This window comes from Paenibacillus sambharensis (assembly GCF_003233845.1).
Taxonomy (GTDB): Bacteria; Bacillota; Bacilli; order Paenibacillales; family Paenibacillaceae; genus Paenibacillus_I; species Paenibacillus_I sambharensis.
In genome coordinates this window covers 141,153-162,649 of record NZ_QKRB01000042.1, presented here as the reverse complement: position 1 = coordinate 162,649, position 21,497 = coordinate 141,153, and the positions used below count along the sequence as shown (strand labels likewise).

General features: G+C 50.8%; 18 protein-coding genes. 5 read left to right on the top strand and 13 right to left on the bottom strand.

Annotation, left to right across the window (positions count from 1 at the left end; all coding sequences use genetic code 11):
* Positions 1–8: 8 nt before the first annotated feature.
* The 3 genes from DNH61_RS09730 to DNH61_RS09720 form a co-directional block, all read right to left on the bottom strand.
* The gene (locus tag DNH61_RS09730; protein WP_111146463.1) at positions 9–848 is read right to left on the bottom strand and encodes a DegV family protein; all 840 of its coding nucleotides are present in this window, start codon (positions 846–848) and stop codon (positions 9–11) included.
* Positions 849–1,076: 228 nt separating this feature from the next.
* A complete protein-coding gene (locus tag DNH61_RS09725) occupies positions 1,077–1,406 on the bottom strand; it encodes a hypothetical protein (RefSeq protein ID WP_146240981.1) in 330 nt (109 codons plus the stop codon).
* A 73-nt stretch (positions 1,407–1,479) separates the two neighbouring features.
* Entirely contained in the window at positions 1,480–2,715 is a 1,236-nt protein-coding gene (locus tag DNH61_RS09720; protein WP_111146461.1) for a CNNM domain-containing protein, read from the bottom strand.
* Between the two features lie 255 nt (positions 2,716–2,970).
* Here DNH61_RS09720 and DNH61_RS09715 point away from each other — a divergent pair, with 255 nt between their 5' ends.
* The 4 genes from DNH61_RS09715 (at position 2,971) to DNH61_RS09700 (ending at position 6,141) form a co-directional block, all read left to right on the top strand.
* Positions 2,971–3,705, top strand: coding sequence for a ZIP family metal transporter (locus tag DNH61_RS09715; protein ID WP_111146460.1), 735 nt, complete (start codon positions 2,971–2,973; stop codon positions 3,703–3,705).
* 93 nt (positions 3,706–3,798) lie between these two features.
* Positions 3,799–4,935, top strand: a complete 1,137-nt coding sequence (locus DNH61_RS09710; RefSeq protein ID WP_111146459.1) for a zinc-dependent alcohol dehydrogenase — start codon at positions 3,799–3,801, stop codon at positions 4,933–4,935.
* A gap of 152 nt (positions 4,936–5,087) precedes the next feature.
* Positions 5,088–5,831, top strand: a complete 744-nt coding sequence (locus DNH61_RS09705) for an AzlC family ABC transporter permease (RefSeq protein ID WP_111146458.1) — start codon at positions 5,088–5,090, stop codon at positions 5,829–5,831.
* The gene (locus tag DNH61_RS09700; protein WP_111146457.1) at positions 5,815–6,141 is read left to right on the top strand and encodes an AzlD domain-containing protein; all 327 of its coding nucleotides are present in this window, start codon (positions 5,815–5,817) and stop codon (positions 6,139–6,141) included. Before DNH61_RS09705 ends, DNH61_RS09700 begins: the two co-directional genes overlap by 17 nt.
* Before the next feature lie 16 nt (positions 6,142–6,157).
* On the opposite strand, the gene DNH61_RS09695 is transcribed toward DNH61_RS09700, so the two are convergent.
* The 3 genes from DNH61_RS09695 to DNH61_RS09685 all read right to left on the bottom strand — a co-directional run bounded on the left by DNH61_RS09695 (position 6,158) and on the right by DNH61_RS09685 (position 8,299).
* Complete coding sequence (locus tag DNH61_RS09695; protein WP_111146456.1) at positions 6,158–6,607, bottom strand: Fur family transcriptional regulator; 450 nt, start codon at positions 6,605–6,607, stop codon at positions 6,158–6,160.
* A 146-nt stretch (positions 6,608–6,753) separates the two neighbouring features.
* A complete protein-coding gene (locus tag DNH61_RS09690; protein WP_111146455.1) occupies positions 6,754–7,683 on the bottom strand; it encodes a manganese-dependent inorganic pyrophosphatase in 930 nt (309 codons plus the stop codon).
* Between the two features lie 94 nt (positions 7,684–7,777).
* Positions 7,778–8,299 carry a DinB family protein gene (locus DNH61_RS09685; protein WP_245948100.1) on the bottom strand — a complete coding sequence of 174 codons (522 nt, stop codon included), beginning with the start codon at positions 8,297–8,299 and terminating at the stop codon, positions 7,778–7,780.
* Between the two features lie 111 nt (positions 8,300–8,410).
* Here DNH61_RS09685 and DNH61_RS09680 point away from each other — a divergent pair, with 111 nt between their 5' ends.
* Entirely contained in the window at positions 8,411–10,150 is a 1,740-nt protein-coding gene (locus DNH61_RS09680; protein WP_111146454.1) for a sensor histidine kinase, read from the top strand.
* A gap of 97 nt (positions 10,151–10,247) precedes the next feature.
* Here the strand turns inward: DNH61_RS09680 and DNH61_RS09675 are convergent, their stop codons facing one another.
* From DNH61_RS09675 to DNH61_RS09645, 7 genes are all read right to left on the bottom strand, one after another.
* Complete coding sequence (locus tag DNH61_RS09675) at positions 10,248–11,465, bottom strand: right-handed parallel beta-helix repeat-containing protein (RefSeq protein ID WP_181438638.1); 1,218 nt, start codon at positions 11,463–11,465, stop codon at positions 10,248–10,250.
* A gap of 254 nt (positions 11,466–11,719) precedes the next feature.
* Positions 11,720–13,027 carry a right-handed parallel beta-helix repeat-containing protein gene (locus DNH61_RS09670; protein ID WP_111146452.1) on the bottom strand — a complete coding sequence of 436 codons (1,308 nt, stop codon included), beginning with the start codon at positions 13,025–13,027 and terminating at the stop codon, positions 11,720–11,722.
* The gene (locus DNH61_RS09665; protein WP_111146451.1) at positions 13,018–14,247 is read right to left on the bottom strand and encodes a right-handed parallel beta-helix repeat-containing protein; all 1,230 of its coding nucleotides are present in this window, start codon (positions 14,245–14,247) and stop codon (positions 13,018–13,020) included. Before DNH61_RS09665 ends, DNH61_RS09670 begins: the two co-directional genes overlap by 10 nt.
* A 365-nt stretch (positions 14,248–14,612) precedes the next feature.
* Positions 14,613–16,721, bottom strand: coding sequence for a TRAP transporter permease (locus DNH61_RS09660; protein ID WP_111146450.1), 2,109 nt, complete (start codon positions 16,719–16,721; stop codon positions 14,613–14,615).
* 36 nt (positions 16,722–16,757) lie between these two features.
* Entirely contained in the window at positions 16,758–17,339 is a 582-nt protein-coding gene (locus DNH61_RS09655) for a DUF1850 domain-containing protein (protein WP_111146449.1), read from the bottom strand.
* Positions 17,326–18,285 carry a TAXI family TRAP transporter solute-binding subunit gene (locus DNH61_RS09650; protein WP_245948098.1) on the bottom strand — a complete coding sequence of 320 codons (960 nt, stop codon included), beginning with the start codon at positions 18,283–18,285 and terminating at the stop codon, positions 17,326–17,328. Before DNH61_RS09650 ends, DNH61_RS09655 begins: the two co-directional genes overlap by 14 nt.
* A 210-nt stretch (positions 18,286–18,495) precedes the next feature.
* Entirely contained in the window at positions 18,496–21,492 is a 2,997-nt protein-coding gene (locus DNH61_RS09645) for a glycoside hydrolase family 48 protein (protein WP_111146448.1), read from the bottom strand.
* Positions 21,493–21,497 lie beyond the last annotated feature (5 nt).

Here is a 21,497-nt window from a genome sequence, read left to right as displayed (position 1 = left end):
ATTAGGGGCTATTCGGCATAATACATGAATCCGATGGCCCCTTCTCCTGTATGGGTGGTGATTACCGGTGTAGCCGGGCGAATCCGGACTGCTGCATCTGTCAGCTTGCGGATTTCTTCACGGAGACCTTCGGCCAGCGGCAGGTTGTCCGCATGGGAGATCCCAATTCCCTTTACGACCTTCCCCTTAATATCCTGCTCAAATTTCTCCATCAGTGTCTTCACGATCCGTGATGTCGTTCGGACTTTTGTTACCGGCGTATAAACGCCCTTCTCCAGCGAAGCGATTGGCTTGATGCTGAGGAATGAACCGATCCATCCCGCGGCTTTGCCAATTCGGCCGCCTTTAATTAGATTTTCCAATGTATCTACTACAACGAAGAGTGAAGTATGGTCCAAAATTTCCTTCAACCTCTGTTTAATCGCTTCCAATGTGCTTCCGTCACGCGCCATCTGGGCCGCCTCGACGACCTGGAACCCCAGCCCCTGTGATATCATCTGCGAGTCAACCACCTCAACACGGCTGTCGGTCATGCCCGCCGCGGCGCATGCGGTCGAATAAGTGCCGCTCATCCCGCTGGTCATGTGGATAGACAGAATGGTATCTCCGTTAGCCCCCAGCCGGTCGTAGGTCTCAATGAACGAGCCGATAGCAGGTTGCGATGTCTTAGGGAGCTCATCGGTCTGCTTCATCTTACGGAGAAAATCTAACGGATCCAAGGTGACACTGTCGAGATAGCTCTCACCTCCGATCAGTACCGTAAGAGGTATGACCTCAACGTCCAAGGCTTTGAGCAGATCTTGGGGCAGATCGGTTGTTGAGTCGGTTACAATTTTGATTCCTGGCATATACTAGCTCCTTCCGGCAGTAGGATTACAGTTGCTGTTGACGATCATGTAGTGTATTCTTCATCCTCAATCACTGAAATGAATACTAGTAACAGCCAACTATATCATCATACCTTATTTACCCACGCCTTTACATGGTGATTTATTATACATAAACCGCCGGCCCCAGCTTGATGCTGGAGCCGGCGGAAAGACAACTAAACCTTGCACGCTCCAGTCGTCACGAAACTAAGGGGCGTTCAAGCCTTGCGGCAAGCTGTTCCTGTCTATGCGTGCTGCCAGATTGGCAAGCGCCACAAGCGCAATCTCCCGAACGGTTAGCTCAGACAGCAGCCCCTCATCCATGCCAATATAGTGGCAGTCATCTTCCTGTAAGCTGTATGCGAAGAAGAGAGGGGTCTCCGAGCTCTGATGATCTTCCTGTACCGGCAGGATTCCCCCTGCCACCTCGCTGCCTTCTAAATCAAAGAAGTGAGCATACTGCGGCAGTAGGGAAAGTGCGTAAGCACATTTTTGTTTGAGATGCTCCATATCCATCGCTCCCTTAGTGATCAACAAGTGGATTTAGCCACCATTGTTTCCCATTTCGTCCTAATCATACGCGGCAGCAGATGGATACAGGAACGCACGCTTACTCAGGCAGGGACCGCTTCTTAATCTCGATCAGCTTCAGCTTATTATCCTCCACACGCTTGATCTCAAAATGCAGATGCTGGTACTCAAAGGTATCCCCTTCATTCGGAATTCGTCCCATTTCCTTATAGATAAAGCCAGCCAGCACAATTTCGTCCTCCGGCAGCTTGGTGTGGAACAGCTCGTTCATCCGCCGGATGTTCAGCTTGCCGTGACAGATCAGCTTGGTGTCTGTCAGCTCATCAATGAGCACCTCTTCATCGCGGTCAGTCTCATCTTCTATCTCCTGTCCAAGCATGGCCTCTATAATATCCTCGTGCGAGACGATTCCAAGCGTACCGCCATATTCATCTATGACGATGGCCAGATGGCGCTTCTCCTTCAGCATCATTTTGAACAGCTTCTCAATGGACAGCGTTTCGCTTACGAAGAGCGGCTCTTTATCCGTGAAATCCCCCAGCGTCTTCTCCGGCTGCATGGACCAGTTCAGCAGCATCTTCGAGTGAAACACACCGACGATGTTATCCATGCTTTCCTTGTAAACCGGATAACGGGAATAATGATTTTCCAGCACAATATCCCTCGCTTCCTCATAAGAGACATCTACCGCCATTCCCACGATGTCCATCCGGTGAGTCTTAAGCGCATCTCTTACATCGAGCGTGAAGAAGTCAAGTGCGCCCTTCATCCGCTGGGTCTCCTCGTCTTTGAAGGTTCCTTCCGTTGTCGCAATATCGACAAGGGTGAGCAGCTCCTCCTTCGATATGCTGGCAGACTGCACCTGGCCCCTCGACAGAACCCTTATGATCATGCTGGTAAACCCCGAAACCAAATAAGTAACCGGCTTCAGCACGAGGACGAGCAGCCTTATGACGGGCATGACCAGAAATGCAACCCTCTCCGAGAAGGTCGCGGCGATTGTCTTTGGAAGCACTTCAGCGAATATAATCAGGAACACGGTGAGTACCCCTGTTGCCAAGCCAATATCAATCCCGTAGTCAATAGCGATCAGCGTCACCAGTGTTGGCAGCATTATATTGGCAATATTATTGCCGATCAGAATTCCAGTAAGCAGCTGGTCAGGCTTTGATACCAGCTTCAGCAGCTTCTTCGCTTTCTCGTCGTCATTTTCCGCCCTGGAATGAAGCTTCGTCTTGTTTACCGCCGTCAGAGCAGTCTCGCTGCCCGAGAGGAAAAAAGACATCAGCATGAAGAACAGTATGGCAAATAACACTAGCCTTCCTCCCGACTTATGTATGATCCACTTCTTATGTAACACTCTTAATTATAGTTGATATTCCGGTTAATCTCCAATGTTCGGGATACCCCCGTCATCCGGCGCAAATTCCTGCACTCTCCCTACTATTTAACACGATATTCCCGTATCCAAGCAGCCAACATCTACTGGAAACCTTAACCAAAAATAATACTCATCTCCCGGCAGACTTGTACATACAATGGTGTATCACATCGATCCGCTGGAGGAGCCATGAACCTGTTTCTATCCTTATCTGCAGCAGCTGCTGCCTGTACAGCAGCCGGTGCGCTGCCTGCTTTGCTGATCCGGTCTCTTACCCACCGGGTTAAAGATATCCTTCTTGCCTTCTCAGCCGGGATTATGGTTGCCGCATCCACCTATGGTCTTCTCCCTTCCGCGTTGAAGCTTTCCAATTTCATTACACTGACTATCGGCATTATACTCGGCACACTGCTGTTAACCGTTATGGAGCTTCTTATCCCCCATACTGATCCGGCACACACAACTGAGCTCTATCCCCCGGAACGAGGCAGTCCTCAGCTCCTTGTACTGGCTATGCTGCTTCACAACCTCCCTGAGGGATTGTCCACGGGCATTAGTCTGGCCAGCAGCGATCAGGAGCTTGGCCGTATTGTTACCTTTGCCATGGGTCTGCAAAACATACCGGAGGGCTTCTTGATCGCCTTGTTCCTCGTCACCCAGGGCAGCAAGCTGTCCAGAACATTTACAAGCGTTATGCTGGTAGTCTTGGCCGAATGGACGGCAAGCTTAATCGGTTATCTGTTTGGCCTTGAGCTTCAATTTCTGGTTCCCTATGGTCTCGCATTCGCCGGTGGAGCCATGCTGTATGTCGTTTATAAAGAACTGATCCCCGAAAGTCACGGTGACGGTCACGAAATCCCGTCCACCTTTGCCTTCATCATCGGTACACTCTTCATGATCGGGTTAACGGAATGGCTTGGGTAGGCCCGACGACCGCCTGCCATACGATAGAGATTAAGCTTTGTCGAAGTATGGTTAAGAGATGTAGTAACCATTCATTGGCAAAGGAGTGTTAAGATGAAAGCTGTTACTTATCAGGGACCCAAGAACGTCAAAGTCAGCCAGGTAGAGGACCCCTCGATCCAGAAGCAGGACGATATTATTGTGCGAATAACCAGCACAGCAATATGCGGCTCTGATCTTCATCTGTACACCGGCGAGATGCCTCGCCTTCCACATGGGTTTGTGATCGGACATGAGCCGATGGGAATAGTCGAAGAGGTTGGCCCGGACGTCACTCGGGTTAAGCGCGGCGACAGAGTCGTACTGCCTTTCAACGTATCCTGCGGCCAATGCTTCTACTGTACACACAATTTGGAAAGCCAATGCGACAACAGCAACGACCATCATGATACTGGCGCTTATTTTGGTTATACGGAGAAATACGGGGACTATATGGGGGGACAGGCCGAGCTGCTACGTGTGCCCTATGGCAACTTCATGCCATTCATCATACCCGAGAACTCCGAGCTCGAGGATGAACAGATCCTGTTTCTCTCGGATATTATGCCTACCGCTTATTGGAGTGTCGATAATGCCGGTGTCAAGCCCGGGGATACCGTGATCGTGCTAGGCTGCGGTCCGGTTGGTCTGCTGACGCAGAAATTCGCATGGCTTAAGGGTGCTGCCCGCGTTATAGCGGTTGACCATGTGGATTACAGACTTGCCCACGCCAAGAAGACCAACAATGTTGAAACCTATAACTTTGAGCAGGTGGATGATATTGAAGGACTTCTGAAGGACGCCACAGAGGGCGGAGCAGATGTAGTAATCGACTGCGTGGGCCTCGACGCGAAGAAGACCGTCGCCGAGAAGGTCCAGACGGCACTCAAGCTGCAAGGCGGTTCCAAATCGGCCCTGGAGACCGGTATTGAAGTGGTGCGCAAAGGCGGGACACTTCAAGTTACAGGCGTGTATGGACTGCGGTACAATACATTCCCGTTCGGCAGAATGTTCGAGAAGAATCTTAACGTGAAGCTTGGACAGGCACCCGTGATCCACTACATGCCTGAACTGTACAAGATGGTGAAAGACGGCACGGTTGATCCGACGGATATCATCACCCACCGGCTGCCGCTTGACGATGCGGAGCACGGCTACAAAATATTCAGCGACAAAGAAGAAGATTGTATCAAGGTTATTCTTAAGAACTAGTCCTGAACAGACAGGCCGTCTCTTCACCTGCTGCATGCGAGGAGAGATGGCCTCTTTTCTGTTTGACCGCCGATTTTCACTTGAACGCCCCTGCCGCGTCCGGTATATTAGAAGTCATGCAACCAGGATGTAAGGAGGTAGGATGATTTACTATGGAGACGGCAGCAACCAGCTCGCTTAACGAGCTTAGCCACCCCGCAGCCAATGCCGGCTTCTGGCAGGGAGTAAAGGATTGCGTCCCGACTCTGCTTGGCTATCTAAGCATTGGATTCGCCTGCGGAGTAGTGGGGAGAACGGCAGGACTTAGTACAGCGGAGATTGTGTTGTTATCTACTTTTCTCTATGCCGGTTCTGCTCAGTTTATTGTAGCAGGCATGATTGCGGCAGGCGGGACTATGTATTCTATTATCGTAACGGTACTGTTCGTCAATATCCGCCATCTTCTGCTGAGCGCGGCAATCTCCCCCTACTTTCGCAGCTTTCCATGGTGGAAAAATGTGCTCCTCGGCTCCCAGCTGACCGACGAGACCTTCGGCGTGGCCGTAAACCGGCTCAGCAATGACTGGAAGCACCGGGACAAGTGGATGTTTGGCCTCAATATTACAGCACACATCAACTGGATTGCCGCCACCTTTGCAGGTGCCTACTTCGGCGCCTGGATTCCTGATCCGGAAGCGTACGGCCTCAGCTTTGCATTACCGGCTATGTTCATCGGCCTGCTCGTTCTGCAGATGGCACACCGCAAGCAGATTCGAACTGATCTTGCAGTTGCCGGGGGAGCTGTTGTGCTGTTCCTGGCGGCCTTCACCGTAATGTCCGCCAACCTGGCGGTTCTTACGGCTATAATAGGTGCTGCGTGCATCGGGATGGTGATCGAGCATGGAAATCAGACCTGAGTTTTGGCTCCTGCTGCTTGGCGTGTCACTCGTCACCCTGCTTCCGCGTGTGCTTCCGCTCGTGACCTTGAACCGGATGCAGATGCCCGATTGGATGATGCGATTCCTCCGTCATATACCGGTAGCAGTCATGGCTGCCCTGCTGGCGCAGAGTCTGCTGACTGAAGGCGAGGCGCTTATCCCCCTGACGGAAAATATCAACCTGATCGCCCTGGTGCCAACGCTTGCTGTGGCCTGCTTTACCCGCAGCCTGCTTGCAGCCGTCATCGCCGGCATCATATCCATGCTGATTATCCGGCTTTTCCTCTAGCTGCGGATAAGCAAGCTTATCCTTCCCCGGTCTGCTGGCATTCGTCACAAATCCCGTAAACCTCAAACCGGTGACTGACGATCTTGAAGCTGCCGGGGAGCTTTAGCTGCTGATCCATCGGACAGTACTCGAACGAGAGGGTCTTCTCACAATTGAGACAGATCAGATGATGATGATGATGGCTGATACAGCTGCCCTTAAATTTTAGCCCGCCTTCCATAAAGTAAAACTGCTCGAGCGCCCCCATCTCGCTCAGCATGCGCAAATTCCGGTACACCGTATCAAAACTGACACCGGGATACTTGTCCCGCATCAGATCATATACATCCTTAGGTGAAAGAAAAGCATCAGTATCCGAGAAGATTCTGGCAAGCGTGCGGCGCTGATCCGTAATCCGCATGCCGCTTCTCGACATAATCGCTATCATTTCGGTTTCCTTATCGTGGTCGTGCTTGTGTTCTTCCATATCGGCTCCCCTTTTGTCAGCGTATACAGCTTCCATTGTGGAGAAGTGACAGGCTGTTGTCAAGAAAACCTGAGGGGTTATATGGTGAAAAAGCCCCTGTCCTTCACTAATCGTGAAGACAGGGGCCTGCTTGAAACCAAAACTTATTACTTGCTGAGAATATCCGTCAGCACCGGCACGATTTGCGACTTCCGGGAAACAACGCCCTTCAGGATCGCACGGTTATTCTCAAGCTTCACGTTGTATGCCCGCTCAACCGCTTCCGCCGCTTTACCCACCGCGATGCCAACCGAGTCATTGTTAAGAATATCGGTAACGACAAACAGGAACAGGTCCAGTCCCTTCTCGGCTACAATCGCGTTAAGTGCAGATTCAACCTCATCCTGACGGCCAAGAACATCATTCAGATCAACCGCGTTAACTTGAGCGATTTCAACCTTTGCGCTGCCCATTTGGAACTCCTTGGCGTCCAGGGAGATCAGCTCAGCAACGGTCTTCTGGCTTAGGTCTGCTCCCGCCTTCAGCATGTCAAGACCATAGCTGTCCGCGTCAACACCAGCAATTGCTGCCAGTTCGCGTGCCGCTGCAACGTCCTGCTCCGTGCAGGTCGGCGATTTGAACAGCAGGGAATCGGAGATGATAGCCGACAGCATCAAGCCTGCGATTTCCTTACGGATCTCAACACCGTTCTCCTTGTACATCTTGTTCAGAATAGTCGCCGTGCAGCCCACTGGCTCAGCACGGTAGTAGAGCGGTCCGCTCGTTTCGAAGTTTGCGATACGATGGTGGTCGATAACCTCAATTACCCGGACTTGATCGATATCGTTGGCACTTTGCTGGCGCTCGTTGTGGTCAACAAGGATAACATCCTTCGCTTCGCCCGCTACGTTCTCTACAAGACGCGGAGCTTCAACATTAAACTTGTCGAGCGCGAATTGAGTTTCCGAGTTTACACTGCCCAGGCGGACAGCTTCGACCTTATGGCCCAGGCTTGTCTTGAGTGCCGCATAAGCAATTGCCGAACAGATCGTATCGGTATCTGGATTTTTATGCCCGAAAATAAGTACGTTTTCCATCATCATACTCCTCATTCGATATTTTGACGTGAAAAGTATACCTTAGAATGATTATTATAATCAAGATTTTGGCGGAATCTCTTAACAATCCAGGTTAATTCTTCTGAACATAACGTTCCGTCAGGATTTGGCGGTGATGGAGCTCATGACCGGCCATTATGTATGCAAGCGCTCGAACCGTTACCGGATAATCGTTGGCTGTCCCCCTGCAGTCCCACTGATGGTCCTTCAAGCCTTCAAGCAGGCTGATAGTAGATCTTCGCACATGCTCAAATTCCTCTGCCAGCGCCGATAGCGGCCTGTCGTTAAAATGCGAGCTAAGGACGTAATCATCCTGATCATAGCCGACAAGCGGTGTTTTGTCCCCTCTTGAGATTCTAAGCAGCCTGTATGCCATCACCCTTTCATTATCGATAACATGGCCAATGACTTCCTTGATCGTCCATTTGCCAGGAGCATAGCGGTACTCGCCATCCTCCTCCTTGATCATCCTGTAGAGCGCTGCTGCATCAGTTAGATGCTGCTTCAGCGTATCGATAATCGGCTCATCCGGCACCTTGTCCATATAGGTCTGATAAAAGGAAGCATATTCATCTAGAGCAGGTCGCTTATGCACAATAAATCCCTCCTAAGGGAAGCCTAAACCGAAATTTATGTCGATTTATGACTATAAATATTATAAGATAAGGAAAGCAAACGATAGAAACATGGGGCGGTGCAGCAAGCTATGACCTTCAAGAAAGTAACGATTACATCTTTACTCACAGTTATTCTCATTCTAATCCTTAATGATGTGATTTACTACTACTCGGTCCGCAATTCTCTTAATGACAGCTTGGCTAAACGAATGATTTCACTATCTGAACAGATCAAGCTGAGCGTCGACCATGTTGAATATGCCTACTCCGTGACAGACGAGCTGATGGCCGAGAAGCTCAGGGCAGCCAGCATTGCGATACAGAATAGTCTGCCGCCTGATTATAAGGATGTCAAGAACGAGCAGCTTGTCGAGATCCGCAACGACCTGGGGATCAGCGACATTGCGCTCTTTACCCCGAGGGGCGATGATATGGTAGTCGTCCGGTCATCTGATCCGAATGAGCTGAACATGGGCTCCAAGACATGGGGAGATTATTTCACTGCCTTTAACCAGCTGTGGAAGCTTGAGCCTGTTACGGTCAAATCGGGTCTGGCCATGAAGAATTTCTGGGCTGGCAAGATTTCCGGATCCGCCTCCAACCCTAGCTCGCTGAAGAACAAATACGGATACTATTATGACGGCACAACCAATTATATCATCAATCCGTATATTGACAGCACCTATATCCAGCGCGTTGAAGCAAATGCCGGCGTGGACACGATTATCCAGAATACACTGTCCAAGAATCCCGAGCTGCTGGAGATAACCGGGTATAATCCCCGTACCTTCAGCTATGCGGATGATGATCCCAGACTGTTCACAGAAACGGACGGCAAGAAGAATCCGAGATACTCTGAACGTAAAATCGTCTTTGGCTCATACAACTTCCCCGATGAAGACGATATCGCACATGTGGAGGCCGCTGCAGCCTCCGGCAAAATTGTCACGGATCTCGGGAGCATAAACGGTCACAATGTCCTGAAAGTTTTTTATCCGGTAACGGAGGATATTGTCCAGTTCCCTTATGTCATCAGTCTCACAAGCAGCGTGGACGAAGTCAGCGGTCAGCTGAACAAGCAGCTCCTCTTCTTCATCGCTGTCATAGTCCTTGTTACCCTGGTCAGTATCGTGGGCGTTTATATCATCTTCCGCTATATGAACCAAACGAAGAATGAGGTCGCGCAGGCCGTGCAGGAGAACTATACGAACGAGATGAATAATCTCGTTGTTGCATTCCGCGGTCAGCACCATGATTTTAATAACCATCTGAACACCATTAAAGCATTCATGGATCTGGATCGGTATACAAATGCCAAGCAATATCTGGACGAGCTGGTAGGTGAAACAAAGCTGGTTCAAGACATGATCGAGGTCGGCCATCCGGCTATAGCATCCCTGCTTCATGCCAAGGTAACACAGGCCATATCCAGGAAAATTCATTTCACCTACGACTTTGAATCCGTTGGCAAGCTTGATCTGGTAGGGATGAAATCTGTCGACATCGTAAAAATAATCGGAAACCTTGTCGACAATGCTTTTGACGAAGTCAGCAAGCTGAATGCTGATAACCGGCGCGTACATGTAGATTGCTACACCGAGCAAGGCAGGATAAAGTTCAACATATCCAATTCGCTCAGCAGACCGATGGATCACAGTGAGCTGGAACGGATATTCGACAGCGGCTACAGCAGCAAGACAACCGGCGAGCATAAAGGCCTAGGACTTGCGATTGTGAAGGAAAGAGTCTTGACCTACAGGGGCAACATCACAGTATCAACAGAAGAAGATCAAATCATCTTCCATGTTGATTTACCGGCAGCCTCCTAACCGAACAAGCATCAGCAGCATGAAGGGTAGATATAAAGAGGGGTTGAGCTTGGTCGTAACAGACCAGGCTCAACCCCTTTACTTTTAACAGACGGCTTTATTCCCGCCATTCTCTGCCGAATTCGAATGCTCCAAGGTCGGGAAGCTCGTGCGCCGATAAGCCCACCCGCTTCCCCTTGTTCCGATAGTAGCTCTTCTCATTCAGGTACAGGAACTCTCTTGATTTCATATCCGTATTCTTGAACATGGCCTGATCCAAACCAAGATTCCAGCTGTTGTAGCTGTCACTGACATTACCGGCGAGCTTCACGCCACCGGTGCCGGCAGAGATCGAATTCTGGATGATATCATTGTTTTCGAAGCGGTAATTGTAGGCATAAGATAATCTGCCCCTGTTGTTATTGTACGCCGTTGTGTTTAACAATGTGTTGCCTCTGCTTGCCCCGTTCCACAGGAATCCGGTGGCATAGTTATTATAAGCCAGCGAAGTCCGGACCGTTACGTTGCCGCTCCATCCCCCAGCGCTGTGGCCGCCAAGCTTAAAGCCGTTGCCGTCCCCTTCAGGAAATGGCTTGCCGTTTGCATCAAAACCATTGTTGAACGCTTCACTCTTGGTGACCTGCGAGTTTCCGCCCCCCCAGAAATCCCAGCCGTCATCCGAGTTGTTCCAGGCCTTGCAGCGGTTGAAGATATTGCTGTGAGCGCCGGATTTGTTGGCGAAGCCATCCGCATGCTCCCCGCCTGTCTTTTCGTCGTAATTGAAGTACGAATTCACGGCGTTGATATAATTATTGTATGCGCCGGTTTCAATTTGAAGCCCTGTACCGCCGTTGTGATGCGTATCGAGCGATTCAATGCGAATATCATGTGATTTGTTTTGAATGCTGATGCCAAATCCAGGAGCTTTCGTCACGTTAATCTTGGATACTGTCCAGTAAGCCACATTGTCAAAACGAAGGGCTTTCGTTCCCTCGTCACCGTTATTCGCGTTGGAAGCATCTATAACAACTTTCTCGTTGCCATAACTGCGAAGTGTGATTCGCTGCGATGCTGTACCGCTTACGGTCGGACTAACGGTTCTCTCCAGCCTGTGTGTTCCGCCACGAACATATATCGTATCACCCGGTTTCACGAGCATAACGGCTCTGTTAATCGTAGCCAGCGGTCTGTTGACAGATAAACCGTCATTCTTGTCATTGCCGTTAACAGACACATAATAGGATTTGCCAGCACCATACGTTATGGTTGGCATCGACATCAGGGCGGCTGCCAGCAGGAGCACACCCACTACAAAACGGTTACTTGTCCTTCTCATCTGCATTAGTACTGCATTGACCTCTCTTTCTACTGAATGATGCTTTCTGCTAGCATTCTATCAGTTGAAATATGAAATGTACATCGGATGAGACGACTTTAATAATCATTTAAAGTTTTGCTAAAGAACTTTGTTTTTCTCTCAATCGCTCTTGTTTTCTTTCATTTTCTACTATTTCTCTTCTAATTATTGTGCCGAAAGCTGCAATCTTCAGATGAAAAATGGTTCAAAAGAATCATATCCGGGTAATCACTTTAGCGCCATTCCGCCCCTAATTCGAACGCCCCGAGGTCAGGCGCCTTGTTTGTAAAAGTTATACCGACTTGTATTCCTTTATCAATAAGAGGGCTTCCGGATACTAAATACAGGAAATTACTAGCCTTCGGATCCACGCTGGCAAAACTGATGCCGGTCAATCCGAGATTCCAGCTGTTGGACTTATTGTCCACATTATCAGCCAATCTGACGCCCCCTGTGCCAGCCGATACACTGTTGCGGATAATGTCGCCATTCTCGAACCGGTAATTAAAGGCATAGGACAGTTTTCCACGATTATTGTTGTAAGCGGTTGTGTTATACAGCATGTTCTTCATAGTCGCATTATTCCACAGAAAACCACTGCCGTAATTGTTATAGGCCGCCGAGTTTCTTACCGTATTGCTCCCGCTCCATCCGCCTGCACTCTGGCCGCCAAGCTTAAAGCCGGTTCCGTCACCCTCCGGGTAGTGGACACCACTGGCATTATAGCCGTTGTTAAAGGCTTCACTCTTCGAAATCTGGGAATATCCGCCTCCCCAGAAATCCCAGCCATCATCCGAGTTGTTCCAGGCTTTACATCGGTTGAACGTATTATTGCGGGCTCCGGCTTTATTAGCAAAGCCGTCAGCATGCTCGCCATAAGGCGGATCGTAATTGAAATAAGAATTCACCGCATTAATATAGTTATTGTAAGCATTGGTCTCCAGCTGCATGCCGGTGCCACCATTGGAATAGATATTAAGGGATTCAATCCGGTTATCATGCGCTCCGTCCTGGATGCTGATGCCGATACCGGGCGACTTCGTCACATGGATCTTGGAGATTGTCCAATAGGAGACGCCGCTTAACCGGATTGCTTTCGTTCCCGCTCTGCCTCCATTCGCCCCTGCCGCATCCACCACTACCTGTTCACCACCGTAGCTTTGCAGTGTAATTCTGCTCGATGCCGTGCCGCTGACGGTTGGATCAATGGACTTGGTCAGCTTGTACGTTCCGCCTCGCACATAGATGGTGTCACCCGGTTTTACAAGGCTGACAGCTTTGTTAATCGTAAGCAGCGGGCTGGACAGGTTTTTTCCACTATTCGAGTCACTACCCGATGTACTGACATAGTAGCTCACTCCGCTGCCATGCGACACCTGCGGGCAAAGTGCGGCAGCCAGAACAAGAGCGAGCATGGCAATCAAGACTTTAGCAGCAGCAGTATGGACAGTATTAGCAGCGATAATAGTGGACCAACCCTTTCGTTTGCGTTTAATATAGGAATGTGCTTGTTTTAACTTGGGGCGGGATGTTAGCGCCATTCCGCTCCGTATTCAAATGCGCCCAGGTCAGGCGCTTTGCCGGTAAAGGACAGGCCGACCGTAGTGCCTGCATCAATATACGGGCTATTGGCCGTCAAATATAAGAAGTTCTTCGTACCCGGAGTCGTGCTTGCAAAGACAGGGTCCGGCAGCCCGAGGTTCCAGTTATTGTGGCTGTGGTCGACGGTATCGGCCAGACGTACGCCGCCTGTACCGGCTGATATGGAATTGCGGATTATATCGTCATTGCCGAACCGGAAGTTATACGCGTAGCTGAAGTTACCACGGTTATTGTTATACGCCGTTGAGTTGTAGACCATATTCTTGAGGCTGGCGTTATTCCAGTCGAATCCGTTAGCCAGGTTATCGTAGGCAACAGACGTACGGATCGTGTTGTTGCCGCTCCAGCCGCCAGCACTGTGGCCGCCCAGCTTGAAGCCGTTGCCATCTCCGTTCGGATAAGGGTTGCCAAACGCGTCCAATCCGTTTCGGAACGCTTCGCTCTTGGTAATCTGCGATTGTCCCCCGCCCCAGAAATCCCAGCCATCGTCTGAATTATTCCAAGCCTTGCAGCGGTTGAATGTATTACGAACCGAGCCCGCCTTAACCGCAAAGCCGTCCGCATGCTCACCGCCTGTCGGCTCATCATAGTTGAAGTAGGAATTTACTCCGTTAATGTAATTATCATAGGAGAAGTTCTCGATGCTGAGCCCTGTGCCGCCATTATTGTAGATATTAAGATCCTCAAAGCGGATATTGTTGGCATAATTCAGAATGCCAATTCCCATGCCTGGCGAACGCGTGACATCAATCTTCGATATCGTCCAGTAAGCGATGTTATCCATCCGGATCACTTTGCTGCCCGCCTTGCCTTCGTTCACAATAGAGCCATCAATGATAACCTTCTCACTGCCGTAGTTCCGCAGTGTAATTCGTGCTGCGGCTGTACCGCTGACCGTTGGATTAATCGTTTTGGTCAGCTTGTACGTTCCACCGCGGACAAATATCGTGTCACCTGCCTTTACGACGGATACTGCCTTGTTAATCGTCGCAAAGGGAGTTTCCAAGCTGGTGCCGTTATTGCTGTCATTTCCGTTCAGGGCAACATAATATAAGGTTGGATTACCATACGTTTCATTAGGGACAACCGTTATGCCCAGCACAAGAAGCAGAATGGCCGTAACCACGTTCATCTGAGCTTTTCTTTTTCTTTTTGACATTTTACGCACCTCATCGTCTAGGACGGGCTTATGCCGGCCGAATTATTTAGTACTCAAGCAAAATGTTTCTGTTGTTAATCATAAAGCGCAACCATTAGATAATTATAAGTATGAAGTTAGATTAAAACCCGGAAGTGTAGGTAACCATTCCTGATGTATTTATTCATAATCCCATGATGTGTCACCCTCCCTGACAGTCTCCGCCATAATTCAGACACAAAAAAGCATCTACATGACACTATATCGGACAAGCCAAAGACTTTCCGAATATGTCGAATCATGTAGACGCTAAATTGGTTAATATGTCCTGTTAAGTTGGTTTCGAGGGTCTATTTCCATGTATTTCTTTAGACACTTGTTTATTTTTAGTGTAAATCAAGTGTCCTACTCTTTTTACGTCTATGGAAGCTTATTCCCGTCAGACCAAGCAGCAGAACAACACCGATCAGGTCGGTTATCCAGCTGCCATGGATTAGTACAAGCGCAGCTATAAGCGCGTTCAGGCGTTCCAGCCTGTTCATCCGCTCCAGCAGCCAGCCTTGGATACAGGAGGCAAGCGCTATAATTCCTACCAATGCTGTTAGAATGTTAAGAGCAATGATCCCGATGCCAGCCTCAGGATTTAGCAGAAGCAGGTTAGGATTGGTAGCAAAAGCAAAAGGAAGCAGGAGTGCGGCCGAGTCGAATTTAAAACCTTGAACACCTGTACGGATAGGATCAGCCTTCGCAATTCCTGCGGTAGCATAGGCCGGAAGATTGATTGGGGGCGTATCATCAGCTAGGATGCCGTAGTACAGTACAAACAGATGTGCAGACAGGACGGGCATATCTAGTCTAATCAGAGCAGGCGCGATCATAGCTGCCAGAATAACATAGGTCGCGGTGGTCGGGAGGCCGAGTCCCAATATAAGACATGCCACCACCGTCAATACGAGCGCTGCATAGAGCTGGATTTCACCTGTGTAAGCTGCGGCAAATGGAGGCACAAGTCCGGCTATATCTTCAGAGAAGCTGATAATGAGCTGCGGCAGCTTGCTTGAGAAGCCTGTAAGGTTGACCACTCCGATCAATATGCCGGCTGTTGCGCACGCAACAATCACCGACAGAGCGTTCCTTGCGGCAAGCTCAAGTCCGGCGAGCAGCTCCTTATAACCGAAACGGACAGGGTCTGCCCAGCTTCCGGCCCGTTTCTGCACCAGCGCAAACAGCAGGGCAACAACCGATCCGATAACAATCATCGCCGTGATTTCCATCTGCCAGCCAAGCAGCCAATGAAGCGCATAGGCTCCAGCAGCCAGTGCACCGGCTAGCATTAGCCCAACAGGCAGCCTGCTTCGGAATTGATGGGCAAAGTAAGCGATGACGAGCAGGATAACGGTTGCGTAAAACGCTGCATTCCCCACCGTCTTGCCTTCTGCCAGAAGCCAGACCAGAACGATGACAGGCACGATAAGATATCCTTGACGCAGTAAAGTCCTGCGTCCTGAAGCGAGCTCCTCCTTCTTCAGACCCAGGATACCGCCCCTGGAAGCCTCGAAGTGAACCATTACCAGAATGGCTATATAACTAAGAATGGCTGGAATAAACGCACTCCGGATGATTTCTGCATAGGAATGTCCTGTATATTCAATCATCAGAAATGCTGCAGCGCCCATAATCGGCGGCAGAAGCTGCCCGCTGGATGACGCGGCGACCTCAATACCCCCTGCCACATGCGGCTTGAAACCAACCTTCTTCATAAGCGGGATCGTAAATGTTCCTGTTGTCACCGCATTAGCTGTTGAACTGCCCGATATAGATCCCAGCATGCCGCTGGCCACAACAGCCGCTTTAGCCGGCCCGCCCTTATAGCGGCCAAAAGCCCGAAGGGCGAGATCAATGAACATTCGTCCAGCTCCCGTTGCCTCTAATACAGCACCGAAGAGTATGAAGATGAAGACATAGTTGGCCGACACTGACAGCGGCGTTCCGAAGATTCCGCTCGTTGTAAACGACATTTCATAGAAGAAACGTTCAAGCTCTGCTCTGCTGTGCTTGAACGGATATACCAGATATTCACCCAGGAAGAAGTAGGCGATGAATACAGCCGCAATGATAACCAGCGGCAGCCCTACTACTCTTCTCGTTGCCTCAAGCAGCAGCAGTACCAGCAGCACCGCAGCAGCGTAGTCCAGGCTGTCCATTCGCGCACTTATGATACTGGAGGACTGCAGATTCATGAATAGATACAAACCGACGGCTGCAGATGCTATCGCTAGTGCAGTATCCAGCCATAGAGACCAGCTGTGTCTGCTGCTGGTTGGGTAGAGAAGGTATACCAGGCACAGCCCTGCCGCCAAATGGATGACCAGATGCGAACGTGTTCCGACCCCCGGAAAATATCCAAAGCCAGCCGTGTAAAAGTGATAGACGGACAGCAGCACACACAGTACCATGCCCGTCCATAGCATCAGCCTCTTATTCATCGTATTCATCGCATACTCCCTCCCTTAACCCCTAAGCGGGGTCTGTCAGATGCCGAGCAGCTCTCTCCACCTTGCCGGTCTGTTTATCCGCAGAATAAGATGAGTGCGTGCATAGGGCGGCCTATGAAGAAGGACCGACTCCTCCCGGATATGGAGTGTGAACGGATACAAGTAAGAGGGCTGCATATGCAGCTCCCCGATCGGCTCATTCAAATTTTTCATGATATAAAATCCATCCGCGAGCTCAGTATCGCCTTTGAAAGCATAGGGCAGCCCGGCACCGAAGGACCGGGTTCTGCTCTCTACGGCTATCAGGCCCAAATCCTGATCAGCAGTATAATATTCGATTACCGGGGACAGTTCTACGGAATGAATATACTGGTAATACAGCTTTTCCCCTTCTTGGATCGGCGTTTGCCAGAGCACATCGTCCGTTGAAGCTTTGACGATCTCCAGCTTAAGGCTGGAGCCAGGCAGCATTCCCCAATTGGCGGTAATGGCTGCTGCTGTCAAGAGGGCGATAGCGGCCGCTATTCTAAAAGGAGTGAAGAGGGCGTTGCCGTCCCGCACCCCCCCCTTCCCTTCGATCCTTTTCTCAAGCAGGTTGTAATGGTCACTTCGTTTCATCGTAATACTTCTGCGCTCCCGGATGGAGTTCCACAGATATGCCTTCCAAGGCAGTTTCGCGGGTGATATGCTGACCTGCCTGGTGAGTGCTCGCAAAGGTATCGAGGTGCTCGAACATTCCCTTCGTAATCCTATATACCTGCTCCTCACTCAGCTCGTCGCTGGCGATCAGCATGGACTGGACTGTAACGGTTGTGGCATCCGTCTCTGTGCCATATACGTCCTTTGGTATCGTGAACGACGTATAATACGGATACTTCTCAGTCAGCTCGCTTACTTTATCCGGTGTAATGGAGACAAGTGTAATCGGCCTGGAGACTTTTAAAGCCTCAATTGCTGCGGTTGGAGTGCCCGCTGTTATAAATGCGGCATCAATATTGCCGTCCTGAATATTCCCTGCAGCATCCGAGAAGGCCATGTATTCGGCTTTAATATCGTCATAAGTCAGGCCATGCGCTTCAAGAATCTGACGTGCGTTAGCCTCAGCGCCAGAGCCTTGGTCGCCCACCGCAACACGCTTGCCGCGAAGATCCTCCACATTCGCAATCCCGCTGTCAGCTGCTGCGACAATCTGAATGACTTCGGGATACAAGGCAGCAACTGCTTTGAACTTGTCAACCTTGCCTTCGAACATCTGCGTGCCTTCCGCAGCATAGTAGGCGATGTCATTCTGGATAAAGGCCAGGTCTCCTTTGCCGTCGTTGACATCATTGACGTTTACGACCGAAGCGCCGCTCACGACAGCTGTCGCTGTCAAGCCTTCCACATGCTCATTGATGATCTGGGATAATGCGCCGCCAAGCGGGTAATAGGTCCCCTGTTCACCGCCGGTAAGAACGACCAGATCCTTGTTCCCTTCCTTCGCGCAGGCTGACAAAGTGAATACCGCTGCTACTAAAAGAATAACTAGACCAATCTGTTTTGCCGTCTTCATCCTCATCCCCATGCTCCATCAATCCCCTCTCTTAACAGAACTCAAGAAACTTTCTTCATAGGTATGTTCCATGCGTTTGATTTATGAGACTCTGTAAATATTCGATACAGTTTATGTCAGTATAGCTTTCTGCTATCGTGCGCAAAGAAGCAGCCGGACCCTATACAGCTGTCCGGCTGCTCTTGTCTTATAGCTTATCGTTGAATCAGGTGTACCTTGCTGTTACTTGGGCTCCAAACCCCATACCAGCTTGCCGTTATGGTACAGAGCCACCTTATTCCAGTCAGCAAAGGCAGACTTGGTTGCATCATACGAGAAGTCGTCTGCTTCATTAAAGCTGGACCAGTCATTCTTGTTGATCCTGATCTGCATTTCGCCTGTATTTCCGCCTGCGGCCACCGAGCCCGCACCGGCCGCAAAGCCGATTTCCAGATAGTAATCCGCGCCTTCAACCGCCTTATCCATCTTCACCAGGCTGCCGGAGAGATTGGAGCATCCCACCGTCGCCCAGTCACAGTTGAAGGTCTGCGGCTTATCACCATCAACGGTGTAATAGTAACGGATCTTCAGATCACTCAGCGGAACACTGCTGGTGCCAGCATTCACGATGCGCAGATGCGGCTTGAACTGATTGTCTGTCGCGTTCGTGTCACCTGCCTTATACTGCAGCTTCAAATCGCCAACTGGCTCTTCCGGTTCTTCCGGGGCTGCAGCTGGCACAGCCGTTACTTCGGCTGAGTTCGCCGACTCCCCTTGGGCGTTAGCAGCACTGACGACATAGTAATATGTCTTTCCGTTCGTGACATTCGTATCCGTGTAGCTAAGCCCAGCCTGTGTAGCAATCACAGTGTACGGACCGCCGCTTGCTTCCGAACGTTTCACTACATATTCGGCAGCGCCGGCTGCGTTGTTCCAGCTCAGCTCGACTTTGCCATCACCTGCTGCAGCACGCAGGCCTGCCGGCACTACAGGAGCTGTCGGCTCCGAGCCGGTATCGCCGCTCGCAATCAGGCGGTCATATTCCGCGTACGCTGTCGCCATATCAACCTGGGACCAGAAACGATGGTACGTAAAGGTAGGCGTGCCGTTCTCCCATTTCTTCGTTACCGGGTTGTAGGAGCTCTTGTAAAGCTGCTCCAGGTAGGACCACTGCGGATCGTTCTTGATATCCGGACGGAGGTCCGCATAACTGATGTAGACACCATTGCCGCCCTTGGCAGGATCGGAAGGTACGCCAGCGGTTCCAGGAATGGTATTGCCCTGACCAAACTTGCCGCTCCAGCCATTGGGAATATAGACTTCCTTGGTGAAATAACGATAGTAATCCGCACGGGATTCGGGCAGCGTGATGCCGATACCGTCATTATGGCCCCATGCTACATCCAGCAGTTCTTCCGCGGTCGTTTTGGCCTGGCTCCCAAGCGCACTGAAGTCCCCGTTCTCAGCCTTGGTGCCTGCTGCGTAGAAGGTCAGTGCCTTAATATAGTTGCCTAGAACGCCTACGTCCTGGCTAGGATCCTTCGTTACAACGTGGAAGCCAGGGTTCCCTGTGAAGGAGGAGTAACCCTTCCACGTATCCGGCTGTCCCTGCCATTCCTGGCTGCCCGGCACGTAGAATTGACCAGGCTGGCTGACTGTTGCCACTGCCGGATCTTGACCACCCAGGATCCTGCTGCCGTTTGCATCCAGATAATAGCCGTCCGCATCCGTTACCGGCTTCTCGTTTACGAATACATAATCGATCGACCAGTCGATCCAATTCTCGATAACCTGCTTTGCCATCTTGAAGTTCTCCGAGCTAGTGTCACCGCTTGAAGCCATGATGTAATACAGCTCTGCAACACGCTCAAGCGGCCAAGTCTGGAAGCCAAACCATGTATTGGACGGCGGATCATGATAGACTGGGTCCTCATCATAGGCCATGTCATAGAACCGGCTTACACCTGCCGGGTATGTCTTGTAGTCGCCATCCCAGCTGTTCGTGGCCCCGCCGCCGATTGCGCCTTCACTGCTTTGCAGCCAGGTATAGAATTCCAGCTGGCGCTTCAGCGATGTATTCCAATCCTGCTGCGCCGTTGCCGATTTGGGAATAAGCCCGCCTTCAGGCTGCGAAAGCGCGTAGGCTGCTACAACATTCTGATAGGCGTGGTGAACATGGCTTGCCCCGATTCTCCAAGCCCAGTTGCCTGTGCCGTTATCACCGAGCCCGCCGCCCCATGCCGTGTACCACGACATCAGGTAGTGAGCGGCATCCTTGCCCGTTCCCGGAGCCGGAGTGCCATTCGCGGAGCTGCCGATTTTCATGAAATACTTGTCAAACATACCATAGCGCAGATAGTCGCCCATCTTCTTGGCTTTGTCCAGGTAGACCGGGTTGTTATAGCCCATCTCCTTCGCCCAGTACATAACCTGAACCGCACGGCCTTCCGCGTCGGTCGCATTCGTATAGCGCCACTGCTTGGCAGGAGCTGCCGTTTCTTTCGTAAATAGGGTCATGAAGCCTTCGCCCGGCTTGCCGAACGAATGGTCATCCTGGGAAGGATGCGGAACTGCTTCCCATACCGACTCCTGCTCTCCACGCTGGAACGTGTTCACATATGTGGCTGTGTGGGACGGATTTAAGGTATTCCCAAAACCATAGAAGTTATCAACATCAACAAGCCAGTGCATCAGGTAGGTGTCGTTGTTTCCATAAGCCGCCTTCAGCTCGGCGTCCAGCGGATCGCGGCCTGCCGGATATTTGCCGTCAATCTGGCTTGGATACATGTCTGGCTGCGGCTTCTCGCCCGCCGATGTTGCCGGACTGCTCGGGTTGTAGTAGCCCATAGTCGGCTGTTCCTTGGCACTAGGAATAATGAACTTCTCCATGTTGTCCCAAGCGGCCTCAAGATGTGTCCAGTCTCCTGTGTAATAGCCGTACAGCGCCTCCAGCCAGAACCAGTAGCTGTATGCTTCAGAGGTCGTCATGTGACCGTAGTCTGGCGCTTCACTCATCAAGGTCTCAATAGCATGATAAGGAATACCTTCGGGCGAGAAGTACCCGCTTGCCGGGTCCTTAATCTGCTCATACATCTGCAGGAAACGTTCCTGATGAACATTGTCCAGAGCCGCTGCGCTCTGCACCCGCTCAGCTCCCGCAGCAGCTGAAGTCAGCAGTGACAGAAGCATCGTCAGCGTAAGCATCAACGCGATAATCTTCCTCTTCGAACTGGCTATCATATTGT